At 36.0% G+C, this 15,933-nt stretch carries 14 protein-coding genes and 1 other annotated feature; of the genes, 8 read left to right on the top strand and 6 right to left on the bottom strand.

Annotated elements, in window-relative coordinates; translation table 11 throughout:
- Position 1 precedes the first annotated feature (1 nt).
- The gene (locus EKQ63_RS26835) at positions 2 to 442 is read right to left on the bottom strand and encodes a Dps family protein (RefSeq protein ID WP_001041890.1); all 441 of its coding nucleotides are present in this window, start codon (positions 440 to 442) and stop codon (positions 2 to 4) included.
- 213 nt (positions 443 to 655) lie between these two features.
- Positions 656 to 2,089: an alanine/glycine:cation symporter family protein gene (locus tag EKQ63_RS26830; protein WP_087955045.1), complete on the bottom strand. Its 1,434-nt coding sequence runs from the start codon at positions 2,087 to 2,089 to the stop codon at positions 656 to 658.
- Between the two features lie 410 nt (positions 2,090 to 2,499).
- Between EKQ63_RS26830 and EKQ63_RS26825 the strand changes: the two genes are divergently transcribed.
- The 7 genes from EKQ63_RS26825 (at position 2,500) to nprB (ending at position 8,505) form a co-directional block, all read left to right on the top strand.
- Positions 2,500 to 2,997, top strand: coding sequence for a cation:proton antiporter regulatory subunit (locus tag EKQ63_RS26825; protein ID WP_087955043.1), 498 nt, complete (start codon positions 2,500 to 2,502; stop codon positions 2,995 to 2,997).
- Positions 2,998 to 4,197 (top strand): cation:proton antiporter, encoded by a 1,200-nt coding sequence (locus EKQ63_RS26820; RefSeq protein ID WP_087955042.1) that lies wholly within the window; start codon positions 2,998 to 3,000, stop codon positions 4,195 to 4,197.
- Between the two features lie 78 nt (positions 4,198 to 4,275).
- Positions 4,276 to 4,884 carry an undecaprenyl phosphate transporter UptA gene (locus tag EKQ63_RS26815; RefSeq protein ID WP_143881655.1) on the top strand — a complete coding sequence of 203 codons (609 nt, stop codon included), beginning with the start codon at positions 4,276 to 4,278 and terminating at the stop codon, positions 4,882 to 4,884.
- A 108-nt stretch (positions 4,885 to 4,992) separates the two neighbouring features.
- A complete protein-coding gene (locus tag EKQ63_RS26810) occupies positions 4,993 to 5,427 on the top strand; it encodes a DUF3920 family protein (protein WP_087955040.1) in 435 nt (144 codons plus the stop codon).
- A gap of 112 nt (positions 5,428 to 5,539) precedes the next feature.
- Complete coding sequence (locus tag EKQ63_RS26805; protein WP_143881654.1) at positions 5,540 to 5,950, top strand: MarR family winged helix-turn-helix transcriptional regulator; 411 nt, start codon at positions 5,540 to 5,542, stop codon at positions 5,948 to 5,950.
- Between the two features lie 50 nt (positions 5,951 to 6,000).
- Positions 6,001 to 6,696: a pirin family protein gene (locus EKQ63_RS26800; protein WP_143881653.1), complete on the top strand. Its 696-nt coding sequence runs from the start codon at positions 6,001 to 6,003 to the stop codon at positions 6,694 to 6,696.
- Positions 6,697 to 6,855: 159 nt separating this feature from the next.
- Positions 6,856 to 8,505, top strand: coding sequence for a neutral protease NprB (nprB, locus tag EKQ63_RS26795; RefSeq protein WP_140168498.1), 1,650 nt, complete (start codon positions 6,856 to 6,858; stop codon positions 8,503 to 8,505).
- Between the two features lie 77 nt (positions 8,506 to 8,582).
- Here nprB and EKQ63_RS26790 read toward each other — a convergent pair whose 3' ends face one another.
- The 4 genes from EKQ63_RS26790 to EKQ63_RS26775 all read right to left on the bottom strand — a co-directional run bounded on the left by EKQ63_RS26790 (position 8,583) and on the right by EKQ63_RS26775 (position 13,859).
- Positions 8,583 to 8,900, bottom strand: coding sequence for a metal-sulfur cluster assembly factor (locus EKQ63_RS26790; RefSeq protein ID WP_087955037.1), 318 nt, complete (start codon positions 8,898 to 8,900; stop codon positions 8,583 to 8,585).
- Positions 8,901 to 9,017: 117 nt separating this feature from the next.
- On the bottom strand, positions 9,018 to 10,709 hold the full coding sequence (locus tag EKQ63_RS26785) for a methyl-accepting chemotaxis protein (RefSeq protein ID WP_143881652.1): 1,692 nt from the start codon (positions 10,707 to 10,709) through the stop codon (positions 9,018 to 9,020).
- A gap of 224 nt (positions 10,710 to 10,933) precedes the next feature.
- Positions 10,934 to 12,628: a methyl-accepting chemotaxis protein gene (locus EKQ63_RS26780; RefSeq protein ID WP_143881651.1), complete on the bottom strand. Its 1,695-nt coding sequence runs from the start codon at positions 12,626 to 12,628 to the stop codon at positions 10,934 to 10,936.
- A 412-nt stretch (positions 12,629 to 13,040) separates the two neighbouring features.
- On the bottom strand, positions 13,041 to 13,859 hold the full coding sequence (locus EKQ63_RS26775) for a class I SAM-dependent methyltransferase (protein WP_087955034.1): 819 nt from the start codon (positions 13,857 to 13,859) through the stop codon (positions 13,041 to 13,043).
- Positions 13,860 to 13,973: 114 nt separating this feature from the next.
- Positions 13,974 to 14,244 (top strand) — a binding site (T-box leader).
- 50 nt (positions 14,245 to 14,294) lie between these two features.
- On the opposite strand from EKQ63_RS26775, the gene metG reads away from it, so the two are divergent.
- Complete coding sequence (metG, locus tag EKQ63_RS26770; RefSeq protein WP_143881650.1) at positions 14,295 to 15,929, top strand: methionine--tRNA ligase; 1,635 nt, start codon at positions 14,295 to 14,297, stop codon at positions 15,927 to 15,929.
- Positions 15,930 to 15,933 lie beyond the last annotated feature (4 nt).

The raw sequence follows: 15,933 nt of genomic DNA, 5'->3' as shown, positions 1-15,933 counted from the left end.
ATTATTGATTCAAGAAAGCACGTAGCATCCAAGCGTGTTTTTCTAGTTCTGTGTAGATGCCTAATAGTAGGTCAGATGTCATTTCGTCGTCAGAGTTTTGAGCGATTTCCATGCCTTTTTTCAGTTCGACTAGCATCATTTCGTAGTCTTTCATGATTGCTTCGACCATCCCTTCTGCAGTTTCTCCGTATGCTGCTTCTTGAATAGAAGATATTTCTAAGTATTCTTTCATTGTTGCTACTGGTTTGCCGCCAATTGCTAAAATACGTTCTGCAATTTCATCGATGTGAGTAGCTGATTCTGTGTAAAGTTCTTCGAATTTCTCGTGTAATGTGAAGAATTGAGGTCCTTTTACATACCAATGGAAGTTGTGTAGTTTTGTGAATAAAACGCTCCAGTCTGCTACTTGTTTGTTTAGTACTTCGATTACTTGTTTGTTCATTATGATCAATCTCCTTTTGAGTTGTTATGTGATATCAATTACTAATTTATAATTATTATAATCTAGTAATTCGTATAAATCAACCCTTTTGCTGGAATTAATTTGAACAATTTATGAACTGTGGTAAATAAAAATCCCTATTACGTTGAAGTAATAGGGATTTTGTTTGATATATAGCTCCTGTTCTGAACGAGCCGCTTCTGCTTTTATTTGTTACACAGCCTTCTGTTTTTCTTCTACATCCTGTCCATCCCAGCACTCTGTATTCTGTAAGCCAGGGATAGAACTTGCAAGGAAAACAGGATCTTTTCCTTGTTTCTTTTGCTTCATATAGTCTACTAATGCTGCATAGGCGAACTTGCTTAGGAATGAGATGGCAATTAAGTTTGTGAATACCATTAGTCCCATGAATAAATCAGCTAAGCTCCAAACTGTTTGAAGGGCAGCGATTGATCCGAAGAATACCATTCCGACAACTGCCACGCGATAAATCATTAACCATGTTTTGCTTTCTTTAATGAATGCGATGTTTGTTTCACCATAATAGTAATTTCCTAGTAAAGAACTGAAAGCGAATAGGAAAATAATAATCGCTAAGAAAGTGCTTGCCCACGGTCCGATTTGTGAACTTAATGCTTGTTGAGTTAGTTCAATACCTTGTAAATTTGTTCCTTTGTAAAGTCCAGAACATAATACGATAAATGCTGTTGATGTACATACTAAGAATGTATCTACGAAAACACCTAATGCTTGAACAAGTCCTTGTTTTACAGGGTGAGATACATCTGATGTTGCGGCTGCGTTAGGAGAGCTACCCATACCGGCTTCTGTCGCGAATAAACCGCGCTGAATTCCGAACTTAATTGCTGCTCCAATACCACCAGCGATGGCTTGGTCTAAGCCGAATGCACCATTAAATATTTCCATAAAAATGCTTGGTAACATAGTAAAGTTGTTAATCACGACAAAAATAGCCACACCAATATAAATGATTGCCATTGGAGGAACAATCATTTCTGTAATACGTGAAATGCTCTTAATACCACCAAAAATAATAACTGCAACTAATAAAGCTAATAGAGCTCCTACGATCGTTCGCTCTAGTCCAAAAGCATTTTCAAATGCTATAGTTACCGTGTTTGCTTGTACAGAATTGAAAATTAATCCGTATGCAACTGTAATAAGAAGTGAGAACCAAACGCCCATCCAGCGTTTGTTTAATCCTTTTTCCATGTAATATGCAGGTCCACCACGGAATCTGCTTCCATCTTTTACTTTATAAATTTGCGCGAGCGTACATTCTACGAAACTAGTAGCTGCTCCGAGGATGGCGATAAACCACATCCAAAATACTGCGCCAGGTCCACCCATTGAAATAGCTAATGCTACACCAGCTAAATTTCCGATACCGATACGTGCTGCTGCACTTAAGCAAAATGCTTGGAACGGGGAGATGCTATCTTTCTTTTTCTCTTTTCGATTAAATCCTTTACTAATTAAACCGACCATGTCACCGAAATGAGTAATTTGGACAAATTTTAATTTAAAAGAGAAATAAAGACCGAAGCCGATTAGCATTGCAATAAGAATATATGACCATAAAATATTATTCGTTACCTCAAGGAATCTGCTAAAGATATCAACCATATAATACACTTCCTTTTTTCCGTAATAAGAAAATTATATGCAAAAAATATACGAGAATCAATTTTTCTAAAAAATTATGTTACTTAAAGTTATTTTATGTTATGATTATGTTACATAGTATTATTTTTAGAATTATTTCCATTTTAAAAAACTAAATGTAAAGCGAGAAAGAGGGGATAATTTGAAAGAAGAAACTTTATGGAAAGTAAGCCTTAAGAGTTTGAAAATGAGAAGTAATATATTTTTTATCGTTACATCTTTAAGTATCTTTTTAGGATCCACTTATTATTACAATAAAAGATTTCCAAGTCATAGGTATCCTGAATGGTTAGAGTTTCTAAAGTGGATTGGATGAATAAAAGACAGAAAAACAGAAAATTCAAATACAAATTGGTTTGGAGGAGCTAAATATGAATATTAGAGAAAGTGAACTTCCGGGTATTGGTTATAAGTTTCAAATCGTTACGAAAGGTAATGAAAAAATGGTGATTGTGATTCATGATGACGGGCGTAGAGAAATGTATCATTTTGATTCAGACCATGAAGAAAGCATCTCAAGTATTTCATTACGTGACTCAGAGGCAAGACAAATTGCAGCAATATTAGGCGGAATGGTATATAAGCCTAGAGCATTAGAAAATGTTGAGATGGTCTTTGAAGGTTTAGCGATTGAGTGGTTCAAAGTGGAGAATGCAGCTCCAGCAATTGGAAAAACAATTGGTAATCTGGAAATAAGAAAGACATATAGCGTAACGATAATAGCTGTTATGAAAAAGAATATGAAAAAGCTATTTAATCCAGGGCCAGAAACGGTAATTGAAGAAGGCGATATGCTCGTAGTTTCTGGTGAGAGAGAAGAAATTAAAAAAATTATTAATGAGTTACTTTCGAATAGGGGGACTGACTAGATGGATACGTTAATTTTTGAAGTTGGTACAGCGTTAGTATTAGTTGCAATTGCGGCAGTAATTGCTGGAAAGTTTAAATTCTCAGTCATTCCGTTTTTAATTGTTCTTGGGATGTTAGTAGGTCCACACGCGCCGACAATAGGTGTGATCGATTTCAAGTTTATTGAAAGTGCAAGTGTCATTTCCTTCCTTGGACGGATTGGGGTTCTATTCCTTCTGTTCTATCTAGGACTAGAATTTTCGATGAAAAAACTAATTAAATCTGGACGTTCTATTGCAATTGGCGGAACGATCTATATTTTAATTAACTTTTCACTTGGGTTATTATACGGATTTATAATGGGATTCCCTTTACTAGAAATCTTAATTATTGCGGGTATTATTACGATTTCTTCTAGTGCTATCGTTGCTAAAGTGTTAGTGGATTTAAGAAGAACTGGTAATAATGAAACCGAATTAATTTTAGGAATTATTATGTTTGAAGATATATTCCTTGCTGTATATTTATCAGTTGTTTCTGGTTTAGTTCTAGGGGATCATGCTTCCTTCTTAGGTGCCCTTACTTCAATTGGAATTGCTTTAGGATATATGCTTCTATTCTTTATTGTCGCTAGAAAAGCTACGCCGTTATTAAATAAATTGCTCAATATTAGTTCAGATGAAATTTTCATTATTGTAGTATTTGCTTCGTTATTCTTTATTGCAGGTTTCTCGGAAACAATTCATGTTGCAGAAGCTATTGGAGCACTTCTTTTAGGATTAGTTTTCTCTGAGACAGAACATAGTGATAGAATTGAACATCTCGTTGTTCCATTTAGGGACTTTTTCGGAGCTATTTTCTTCTTTAGTTTCGGATTAAGTATTGATCCGTTTTCATTAGGCGGGGCGATATGGTTAACGTTAGGAGCTGTCCTTCTTACAATCATCGGAAACTTTGTAGCAGGGATGATTGCAGGAAGACAAGCTGGATTATCTCATAAAGCGTCAACAAATATTGGGTTAACAATCGTTTCAAGAGGAGAATTCTCCATCATTATGGCCAATATCGGTATCGCTGGTGGTTTAATGTCAGTCTTGAAACCATTCTCAGCACTATACGTGCTTATATTATCTATCTTAGGTCCACTTCTGACAAAAGAGTCAAAGAATGTATATAAATTTTTAAATAAAGTCTTTAAGTGGGATACGAAGACTAACTAAATTAAAAAAATAAAAGTACAAGATATTTCCTGCTTGTACTTTTATTTTTGCAATGAAAACAGTAAAGAGAGGTACATGATGTTAGGAGAGTTGATTCATTCCGTTTTAGTTTTTCTAGAAGGACTTGGTTATTGGGGAATTATGCTTGGATTAATGCTAGAGGTTATCCCAAGTGAAATCGTATTATCTTATGCAGGATATTTAGTATCAACAGGAAGCATTACATTTTGGGGGGCCGTCGCATTTGGTACAATTGGTGGTGTAATCGCACAACTATTCATTTATTGGATTGACCGATACGGAGGAAGACCTGTTCTTGAGCGATATGGAAAATATATTTTGATTCAGAAGAAACATATTGATTATGCTGAAGCGTGGTTTAATCGTTACGGAACTGGCGTTATTTTTACAGCGCGTTTTATTCCTGTTGTGCGTCATGCTATTTCGATACCAGCGGGAATTGCAAAAATGTCACATGCTAAATTTATTACGCTAACTACAATAGCTGTTATCCCATGGTCAATTGTATTTGTATATTTAGGTTTTAAATTAGGAACAGAGTGGGAAAGTATTAATAAAGTAGCTGGACCATATGTGAAATACTTTGCACTTGCTGCTATTGTTTGTGCAATTGGTTACTTTGTATTAAAAAAAATGATTAAGGAAAAGGAATCTATGTCGACATAGATTCCTTTTTGATTGGCATTTTTTCAAGGAGGAAAGAATACGTTTAATATTTACCATATTGTGGCATACATATAGAAAAAGGGTGCTTGGAAAGGGGAATAAAGAGAAATGGAACTCCAGTTTCAAAATGTATATCAACAGGTGGAGAATTGGTATGTGTTGGATTCGGAGCTTCCTTGGGATGTCAAAAGGCTTAGAGACGATTTGTTCTCACTGATTGAAGTATGTAAAACGCCGGTTATTTTTTGTGATACGTGTGATGCGAATCATGTGCTTTTATCATTAGGAGAAGAAGAAGAGGAATTCTTATTCCCAGTAGGTGGTTTTTATCATAAAGAAAAACAATTAATTTTTGTTTGTATGTGGGAAGAGTATGAGCAAGTGCTTAAAACACTACTGCATGAATTTCGTCATGCGATGCAGCATAAGAGCGAAGTGTTGTATATTGGAAGTGAATTGTACGAAGATAGATGGATTGAGAAAGATGCGAGAAAGTTCGCGGAGAGGAAGTTAGATGAATATAAAAATAGAAAGTTAATGTAAAGCATAGTGGAGAAATGGCGCTGTGCTTTCTTTGTTTCTTACTAAAAATAAGTAATTGACTTATATAAAGTTTAGTTCTAAACTAATGGTATGAAACGAGCGAGGTGATGAAATGAAAACAGAAGATAGACTAGGTTTACTACTGTGGTTTCGTTTATCACGTTTTTATAATAAAAGTATTCGTGAGACGAATCAGCATTTGAAAGAATGGAAAGTATCTGCCGCTCAGTTTGATGTACTAGCTCAAGTTGGAGGGCATGATCGTTTAACGCAACAAGAGCTTGGAAAGAAGCTATTTGTTACGAAGGGAAATATTACGCAGCTTTTAAATAAAATGGAGCAGCTCGAGTGGATTCGTCGTGAACAAGAAGGTACTACAAAATATATTTCGTTAACAGGAAAGGGAAGAGCTTTATATGAAGAAATCGTCCCGCCTCAAGAAACATTCCAAGCGGAGCAGTTTCAAAATTTAAATGTAGAAGAACAACATCAATTACTACAATTACTAAAAAAGTTACAGTGAGAAAAATTTTAAAATAAATCTTGAATTCGAGATAATATGAGGTGAAGGATATGTTTAGAAAAGTTGATCATAAAAATATGGGAAGAGCAAATCACGGTTGGCTAAATACACATTTTCATTTTTCTTTTGCAAATTACTATAACCCAGATAACATGAACTTTGGAGCATTGCGTGTAATTAACGATGATCTAGTAGCACCGCAAACTGGTTTTGATATGCATCCCCACCGCGATATGGAAATTATTTCGTACGTTGTAGATGGTGCTTTAACACATGAAGATAGCATGGGGAACCGCGGAACAATTGAGCGAGGGCATGTTCAATATATGAGTGCTGGCACAGGTGTATTTCATAGTGAGCATAATTTAGGAAATGAGACATTGCGTTTATTACAAATTTGGATTTTACCAGACCGTGCAGATCATAAGCCAAACTATGGTGAGTTTACATTTGATTGGAGCAAGCGTGAAAACGAGTGGTTCCATATGGTATCTCCATTAGAAGGAGAGGCACCAATTCAAATTCACCAAGATGCGAATTTATATTCTTTATCGTTAGAAGCTGGAAAAGAAATTCATTTTCCTGTGAAAGAAGGTCGTCAATTATACCTTGTACAAATTGAAGGAAGTAGTGTAATAAATGGTGAGAAACTTGTTATGCGTGATGCGGCAGAAGCGATTGAAGAAGATATTCATATTGAAGCGAAAGAGCAATCACACTATTTAGCAATTGAATTGAAAAAGTAATAAAACGTTTATAGAAAAGAGGACATCGAGTAGATGTCCTCTTTTTTTGAGTGGAATTGTCAGAAAAAACTTTCTCAAATTTTTGGAGAAGGTATCGGTTGAAAAAATAAGAATTGTATAAAAGTGTCAAAAATCTTTATGGGAATGGGGAATGTTATAGTGAAAAAGCAAGTCATTTCATCAGCATTAGCGTTAACTGTTATCGCCGGGGGATTTGGAGCGTTTGGGGCAACGACAACGAAAGCGGAAGAACAAAAAATTCAATATCATCAAGAATTTAAAACACCTGCATACATAGGTGAAGAGTGGAAAGCGCCGGAAGGACTAGATAAAAAAGAGACGGTCTTTCAATACTTAGAGAGTAAGAAAGATATGTTTAAATTAGCAGGAAATATTGAAAAGCATTTTAATATCGTTGGGGAAGAAAAAGACGCTGAATCTGATACGACACATGTGAAGCTAGTTGAGAAACATAATAACATTCCTGTGTACGGTTCTGATCAAACTGTTACACTTGATAAAGAGAATAATGTAAAAGCATTCTTCGGACAAGTTATTCCGAATTTAGATGATAAAAACATTCCTGCTTTTGCAAAGATTAGTGCTGAACAAGCAGAAACAATTGCAAAGGCAGATATTGAAAAAGAAGTTGGTAAAGTAAAGAATTATGACGGTGTGAAAAAAGATTTATTTGTGTATGAAAAAGATGGAAACTACTATCTTGCATATTTAGTTAAAGCATCGATTTCAAAACCAACTCCAGGTTATTGGCATTATTTTGTTGATGCGACAAATGGAAATGTGATTGAGAAATATAATGCTGTAGATAACATTACAGGATTTGGTTACGGAGTATTAGGCGGTAGACAATCATTTGAAATTGCGCAAGATACGAAAACAGGACAATTCAACTTGTTTGATGGTAAACGAGGACAAGGTATCCATACATTTGATGCAGAAAATATGGACGAGAACTGGTTTAATTTATTCTCACAATGGCTTGGATATACAGGAGAAGAAGTTGAAAGTAAATCTAAGTTCTTCGAAGATAAAGCTGCAGTTGATGCGCATGTAAATGCAGGAAAAGTATATGATTACTACAAAAAGACATTTAATCGTAATTCTTTCGATGATAAAGGCGCGAAGCTTATTTCTACTGTTCACGTAGGTACAGCTTGGAATAACGCAGCTTGGAATGGTGTGCAAATGATGTATGGTGATGGCGATGGAAAAACATTCATTCCATTATCTGCTGGGTTAGATGTTATCGGTCACGAATTAACGCATGCTGTAACGGAACATACAGCAAATCTTGTTTATAAAAATGAGTCAGGTGCGTTAAATGAATCGTTATCTGATATTATGGGTGTCATGGTTGAGAAAAAGAGCTGGGATTTAGGTGCTGACATTTATACACCTGGAAAACCTGGTGATGCACTTCGTTCTCTGAAAGATCCAGCGTCTATTCCAAATCCATTAAAACCAGGTGAAGGTTACCCAGATCATTACAATAAGCGCTACACTGGAACAGCTGATAATGGTGGCGTTCATATTAACAGTAGTATCAACAATAAAGCAGCATATTTAGTATCTGATGGTGGAGAGCATTACGGCGTGAAAGTAACTGGAGTAGGCCGTGAAGCGACAGAAAAAATTTATTACCGTGCTCTTACGAAATATTTAACTGCAAACTCTGACTTTAAGATGATGCGTCAAGCTGCTCTTCAGTCAGCTGAAGATTTATATGGTAAAAACTCTAAAGCTGTACAAGCTGTAACGAAAGCTTACGATGCAGTAGGCGTAAAATAATAAGAGAAAAAGACCTGACTAGAATGTCAGGTCTTTTCTTTATCTTGCTATTCGAGACTGATTAAAGTTCCACTTAGTTAGTCGCGAATACCTAATGCAATTTTCGCCATACGTGACATGCGTTCTTTAGACCATGGTGGATTCCAAACGACATTTACTTCTATTTCATTGATTTCAGGTACGTTCGTTGATAATACTTTTTTTACATCTGATACAATTTGCCCAGCCATTGGACAACCGATAGAAGTCATCGTCATCGTAATGACAGCATTATTATTTTCATCTGCTGTAACGTCATAAACTAATCCAAGATTAATGATATCAACACCTAGTTCTGGATCAATAACAGCTTCTAAATTGGCATATAATTTATTTTCAAATGCTTCTTGTGACATAAGTAGCACCCCCTGCATTTTAATGATATCGATTCTCATTATAACGGAAATATGTATAATATGCAGGGAATGAGCTCAAAAAAATATCCCTTTTGGAAGAGGGATATTTTTTTTAGGCTATTCAGTTTTGAAGTGTGATACGAGTTGATCTAATTCTTCAACTGTTTGTTTCATTTGTTTAGCAGTTTGTGTCATCTCATTCATCGTAATGACTTTTTGCTCAGCAGATTGTGCTGTTGCAGCTGTTTCACTAGATACTTCAGTCGAAATAGAAGCGATGTTATTCAGTGAAGCGTTCATTTCTTCAGCGCTTGCCGCCATTTCTTCAGCAGTTGCTGAGATGTCTTGCATTTGAGTAGATACTTTATTTACTTGTTCCACAATCGTTGTGAAAGAATTGCCAGCTTCACGAATGACATGAATGCCTTCAAATGCCTCAGAACGACCTTGTGACATCATAGAGCTCGCAGTTTCAGTGTCTTGTTGAATTTGATGTAGTAATTGGTTAATATCTGTTGCAGCTGTTTTAGATTGTTCAGCAAGTTTTCGAACTTCGTCAGCTACGACAGCGAAGCCTTTTCCTTGTTCGCCAGCACGAGCTGCTTCGATAGATGCATTTAAAGCAAGTAAGTTTGTTTGCTCTGCGATATTAGAAATAGATTGTACAGCTGTATCAATATATTTCGTGTGAGTGATTAGACGTTCGACCACTTCTGACGTAGCATTTACCGCGTCGTGTATCGTTGTCATTTGTGAAACAGATTTTTGAATAACCGAACTTCCGTCGTTAGCTTGTTCAGATGTAGCTACAGCAAGTTCAGTTACAGATGAAGCAGATTCAGCAATGCGCTGAACACTTACTGCCATATCGTCCATTGCAGTCGAGCTTTCTTCCATGCTAGAGGCTTGCGATTGAATACTTTCATTTAAGTTGGACATCGAGCTTCGAACTTTTATTGTTGCTTCGCGTGATATATTCGTCTTTTCTAGCATATTTTCAGAAGCGCTTTGTACTTCCACAGATGTTTTTTGAACACGATTGATAATATGTTGTAGGTTTTCTAACATTTTATTAAATGATGTTGCAATCGTACCAATTTCATCATTACTACTTACTTGTAAGCGGGCTGTTAAATCACCTTCTTGAGATGATAATTCTTTTAGCTTGCTATCAATTTGTTGAATTGGTTTTACAAGTTTACCAGAGAACCACCATGCAAGTGTGATAGCTACGATAATACAAATAACAAGTGATAAGAAGATAACATATTCAATTTGTAACGAAGATTGATCGATTTTTTCGATAGATTGATCACGTAACTTAGCTTGTTCATTACTATAATTTGTGAAGTCACCAATTACTTTATAAACAGTACCATTTTCTGCATAAGCTACTTGCAGGGCCTCTTCCCATTTTTGTTCTTTTGCAAGAGTGAAAACTTTTTCTTCAATAAATTTTCTCCAAGCTGATCCTGATTCCATTGTATCTTTCACGGATTGAGAAATATTTGGATTAGAAAGAAGTTTATCTTTTGAATCCTCCAGACGTTTACTCATCTCATTAAACTTGTCTAATTCGACTTGATCATGTTGTAATAAATAACCTCTTAAAGCAGAGAGCTGTACTTGATAAGCATCTCCGCGCTCTTTTAATTGTGTTGCAAGGGGGGAAATCTCTTTTTGTAATGCTTCAGCTTGACGAGATTGATCAATAGCAAAAAATAAAATAAAAGCTAAGGCGATGCCAAATAAAGCGCAAATCGTTCCCATCATGAACATTAGTTTTTTTCGAATGCTAATAAAATTCATATGATAAAAGCCTCCTTTGTGAAATCTTAGTATTAGAATTAATTAATGTAAAAAACCGAAAGAAAGCTTTACTCCATTTGGAACAAAGCTTTCTTCTTTCCTTTAGGAATTATAGCAGACGTAATGAGAGATAGAAAGAAATATTTTAAAGTGAAAAAAGAGAGACTGTAAATCTCTCTTTTAAATAATTTGGAGCTCATAGAAGTATAAATGAAAGTTTTGCTTTAAACGTTTGTTTTGAAATGAGAAACGAGAACTTCAAGTTCTTGTACGGTCGTTTTCATTTCAGATGCTTTTTTTGCAACGACACTCATTTTGTTTACTTGGTCACCAGCTGAAGTTGCTGTTTGTGATGTTTCGGCGGCAACCTCATTTGAAATAGAAGCGATGTTATTTAAAGCTGCATTCATTTCTTCAGAACTTGCGGCCATTTCTTCAGCAGTTGCAGACATTTCTTGCATTTGTGTAGAAACTTTGTTAATGTGGTTAACAATTTCTGAGAATGAAGATCCAGCAGTACGAATGACTGTAATGCCTTCAGAAGCCTCTGACTGACCTTGCGTCATCATTTCAGATGCTATTTTTGTATCTGCTTGAATTTGATGAAGTAAATGGTTAATATCAGTTGCTGCTAGCTGAGATTGTTCAGCAAGTTTTCGTACTTCATCAGCAACGACAGCGAAGCCTTTTCCATGTTCACCAGCACGGGCTGCTTCAATAGAAGCATTTAAAGCGAGTAAATTCGTTTGTTCCGCGATATTAGAAATGGATTGAAGTGCAGTATCAATATGATTTGTATGTGTAATGAGTCGCTCTACTACTTGTGATGTAGCGTTAACAGCTTCATTAATGGTATGCATTTGTGTAATAGATTTCTCAATGACTTTATTACCACTATCAGCTTTTTCTGAAGTTGTAACAGCTAGGCTAGCAACAGAAGAGGCGGATTCTGCAATACGCTGAACACTCGTTGCCATATCGTCCATTGCAGTTGAACTTTCTTCGATGCTGGAAACTTGGGAACGAATATTGTGTTCGAGAGCATTCATAGTTTCTTCAGTTTTTGCAGTGTTTTCCATAGAAGCAGTTGTTTCGATAAACACATTTTCAGACGCTTCTTTTACACTTGTTGATGTTTGTTGCACTTGTTTTATTATACGTTGTAAGTTAGCGAGCATTTGATTAAAGGAATTGGCGATATCACCAATTTCATCTTTACTCGTTACGTGTAATCTAGCAGTTAAATCGCCATCTTGAGAAGCTAATTCTTTTAATTTCTCATCAATTTGTCGTATCGGTTTAACGAGTTTACCAGAGAACCACCATGCTAATAAAATAGATGTTACTGTACATGTAATAAGTGAGAAGAAAATAATATATTGAATAAGAGATGAAGAAGATTCTACGTCAGCAATTAATGCGTCACGTTTATCATTTTCTTCATTTGCATATTTCGTAAATCTACCTAAAAGGTCGTTTACATAATCAGTTTGAGCTAAAGCGATTTTGGATGCTTCGTCCCATTTTCCTTCGCGAGCGAGAGGGAGGACTTCATTATCTATGACGCTTCGCCATTTTCCGCCCATTAAAATGGCTTCTTTCATTCCTTCCGAAAGTTTTTTATCACTAGTTACTTTTTCACGCGTATCGGCTAGTTTTTTTCCTTCTCGGTTGAATTTATCCAATCCTTTTTGATCATGTGACAGTAAATATTCTTGTAAGCCCGCAACTTGTGCTTGGAACCAATCGCCACGTTCTTTTAAAATGGTTGCTCTTTTTGATACATCATTTTTTAAGGTTTCGACTTCATTTGCTTGATTCATAGCGAATGAAAGAATAACAATAAGAGCAATGCTAAATAAGGAACAAATACTTAAGAGTGTGAAGAGTAGTTTTTTTCGAATGCTAACATATTTCATCGTTACCCCTACCTTTTAAAAACTATTTATTATGATTTATAAATGTTGATACAGAGTTAATAAAAACATTATTATGAAGTTATTAATCTGTTCAATGAAAATTATAGCAGATAATGGAAGATAGCAAATCAGTATGAGTAAATGTTCTTAAAATGTATACATTTGTCTATCAAAAAATTCATAAATAAAAATTAGAAATGCTATTGTAATTTGAAAAAACATCATGTATACTTCTAATTAGTTGATAACGATTATCAGTATCAACTAATAACATTACTCTTCGTTATGTTGGTCATACCCCTTTTTGACGACGTAAGTCAGAGACGAAATGTTGAAATATCTTGTGTCCTATTCTACAGAATTATGGTAATCTCCAACCTCAACTTATATGCGTGAGCATGCAAAAAGGATCCTATCCGTGAAGGGATCCTTTTTTGCATGCTGTTGCAATTAATGTATATAGACCTGGCACACGTTCTTCCATTCCTTCCGGTGCAGTAGGAGGGAAGACCCATCTTTGATGTGACCCGTGTTCTTCAACTAGTTTTTCAATTTTAAAATGTGCTTCCGCGAGCGTTGTAATGATTTCTCCTAGCGTCCAGCGACGGATAGTTGTTTTAGGTAGCGATTCTTTCTGTGCTTCTGTAAGAAGGATGCTATAAGCAACATCATCTTCAATCAATTCTTCATCAAAATAATTTCCATTGGCCTGAAATGATGGATGGTCGACTCCTAATAATTTTGTGTAAACAGGATGATAGTCACGAAGGATAAGCATTCCATCTTGCTTAAGCAAGGTAGCAATTTTTTGAAAAAGCGGTTTTAAATCGAGAAAGTAATGGAGTACACCAAGTTCCAGCAATACAATATCGAATGACTCTGATAGCTGTACATGTAATACATCAGAAACGACATACTGAATAGAGACACCTGCTGCGTCCGCAAGTTCATTTGCATATTTTGCATTACTTGTTGAAATATCAACAACCGTTATGTCAGCTCCTAAAAGAGCGAGAGCAACAGCTTTATTTCCTTTTGACCCGAGTAAATTAATAATACGTTTTCCTTTTGGAGATTGTATGTAAGGTAAATAGTGATCTACCTCGCGCCTGGGATCTTCCATAAGCTTTTTTGCATAATCTGCTGGCGCCCCGTGGCGATTCGTCCAAGCTTCATAAGCAGCTGCATTCCAGCTTTTTTCATTCCGCGCGCTTAGTTGTTTTTGATTCAATCGTATCACTCCTTTTGTGAACGTATAGGTATTCGGCGGGAGGATGGGATTTCCTTTTCTTTTTGGGTAAAAGTTTGATTTTTCTGTGATTAAGTCGTACAATACTTGTTATACGTAAAAGCGTTGAAAAGGAAAAGTAGGATGAACACATTCTTTCCAGAGAGCTTCGGTAGCTGAGAAGAAGCAAGAATATTCATTTGAACAATGGCCTTTGAGCTTCGTTCTGAACTTATCAAATGATAATAGTAGGCGGCGACGAGAGTTGGTACTCGTTATCAAAACCACAGTATAAGAGCATATAGCTCCGTACTTGTTAAGGCTAATTATGTGAGTAATTGGCGAAATAAGGTGGTACCGCGACTGTTTATACAGCCCCGCCCTTATCTTTTTTTAGATAAGGGCGGGGCTTTTTATATTTTAAAGGAGGAATGTAAGATGAGTATTTTTATTGGAGGCGCTTGGCCGTATGCAAATGGTTCGTTACATCTTGGACATATTGCGAGTTTGTTACCTGGAGATATTTTAGCACGTTATTATCGGGCAAAAGGTGAGAATGTGTTGTATGTTTCGGGAAGTGATTGTAATGGAACACCAATTGCAATTCGGGCAAAACAAGAAGGTGTGACGGCGAAGGAAATTGCTGATAAGTATCATGAAGAGTTTGAGCGATGTTTTCGTAGCCTTGGTTTTACGTATGATTGCTACACACGTACAGATAGTGAGCACCATCATGAAACGGTTCAAAAAGTTTTTTTACGTTTATTAGAAGAAGGCCACATTTATAAAAAAACAGTGGAACAAGCATATTGTGAAACGTGTACGCAGTTTTTACCGGATCGTTATGTAGAAGGAATTTGCCCGCACTGCCATGAAGCAGCAAGAGGAGATCAATGCGATGCGTGTTCAGCTATTTTAGATCCACTCGATTTGTTAGAAAAGAAATGTAAGTTATGTGGTAGTACGCCGTCTGTACAGGAAACAGAGCATTTCTATTTCGCGTTGCATACATTTCAGGAGCAAATTAAAAGGGCTGTAGAAATTTCCAAACAAACAGGGACATGGCGCGACAATGCGATTCAACTAACAGAGAGATATGTAAAGGAAGGATTACTAGATAGGGCCGTATCACGTGACTTACCAATTGGGGTACCAATTCCAGTAGAAGGGTATGAAGATAAGAAAATTTACGTATGGATTGAAGCTGTGACAGGCTATTATTCAGCGAGTAAACATTGGGCTGAAGAAACAGGGAAAGATGATCAAGAGTTTTGGGATAGAGAAGCGAAAACATATTATGTGCACGGAAAGGATAATATTCCGTTTCATTCCATCATTTGGCCTGCGGTATTGCTTGGAATAGGAGAAGGAGCCATTCCTCATCATATCGTTTCGAATGAATATTTAACAGTTGAAAAAAGAAAATTATCTACAAGTAAAAACTGGGCGGTATGGGTGCCTGACATATTAGAACGCTACAATCCAGATTCTATTCGTTACTTTTTAACAGTAAATGCACCAGAAAATCGTGATACTGATTTTTCATGGCGTGAATTCATTTACAGTCATAATAGTGAATTATTAGGTGCATACGGGAACTTTGTGAACCGGACATTAAAGTTTATTGAAAAATATTATGGTGGTATCGTGCCGAAGGGAAGTATTGATATAGAGCTGAAAGATAAAGTAGAAGGATTATATAAACATGTAGGAGAGGCGATTGAGCAAACTAAATTTAAGGTGGCGCTAGAATCAATATTTGATGCAGTACGTTTTGCAAATAAATACTTTGATGAGAGGCAGCCTTGGAAAGAAAGGGAGGATGATCCAGTTTCATGCGAAGAAACGATTTATAACTGTGTTTATCTCATCGCTAATTTTGCAAATCTCCTTGAACCGTTTTTACCATTTTCAAGTGAAAGAGTTAGAAACACATTAGCAATTGTGAACCGGAATTGGGAGCCTCAACATACGTTGCCAAGTAGAATTGATAGTGTACAGCCACTATTTGAACGAATTGATATAAAACAAATTGAGTGTGAAATAGAAAAGCTATTTAGTGCGTTAAAGTGAGATA

Source organism: Bacillus sp. BD59S (assembly GCF_007363175.1).
In the GTDB taxonomy this organism is placed as follows: domain Bacteria; phylum Bacillota; class Bacilli; order Bacillales; family Bacillaceae_G; genus Bacillus_A; species Bacillus_A pacificus.
This window is presented reverse-complemented; position numbering and strand designations above follow the sequence as displayed.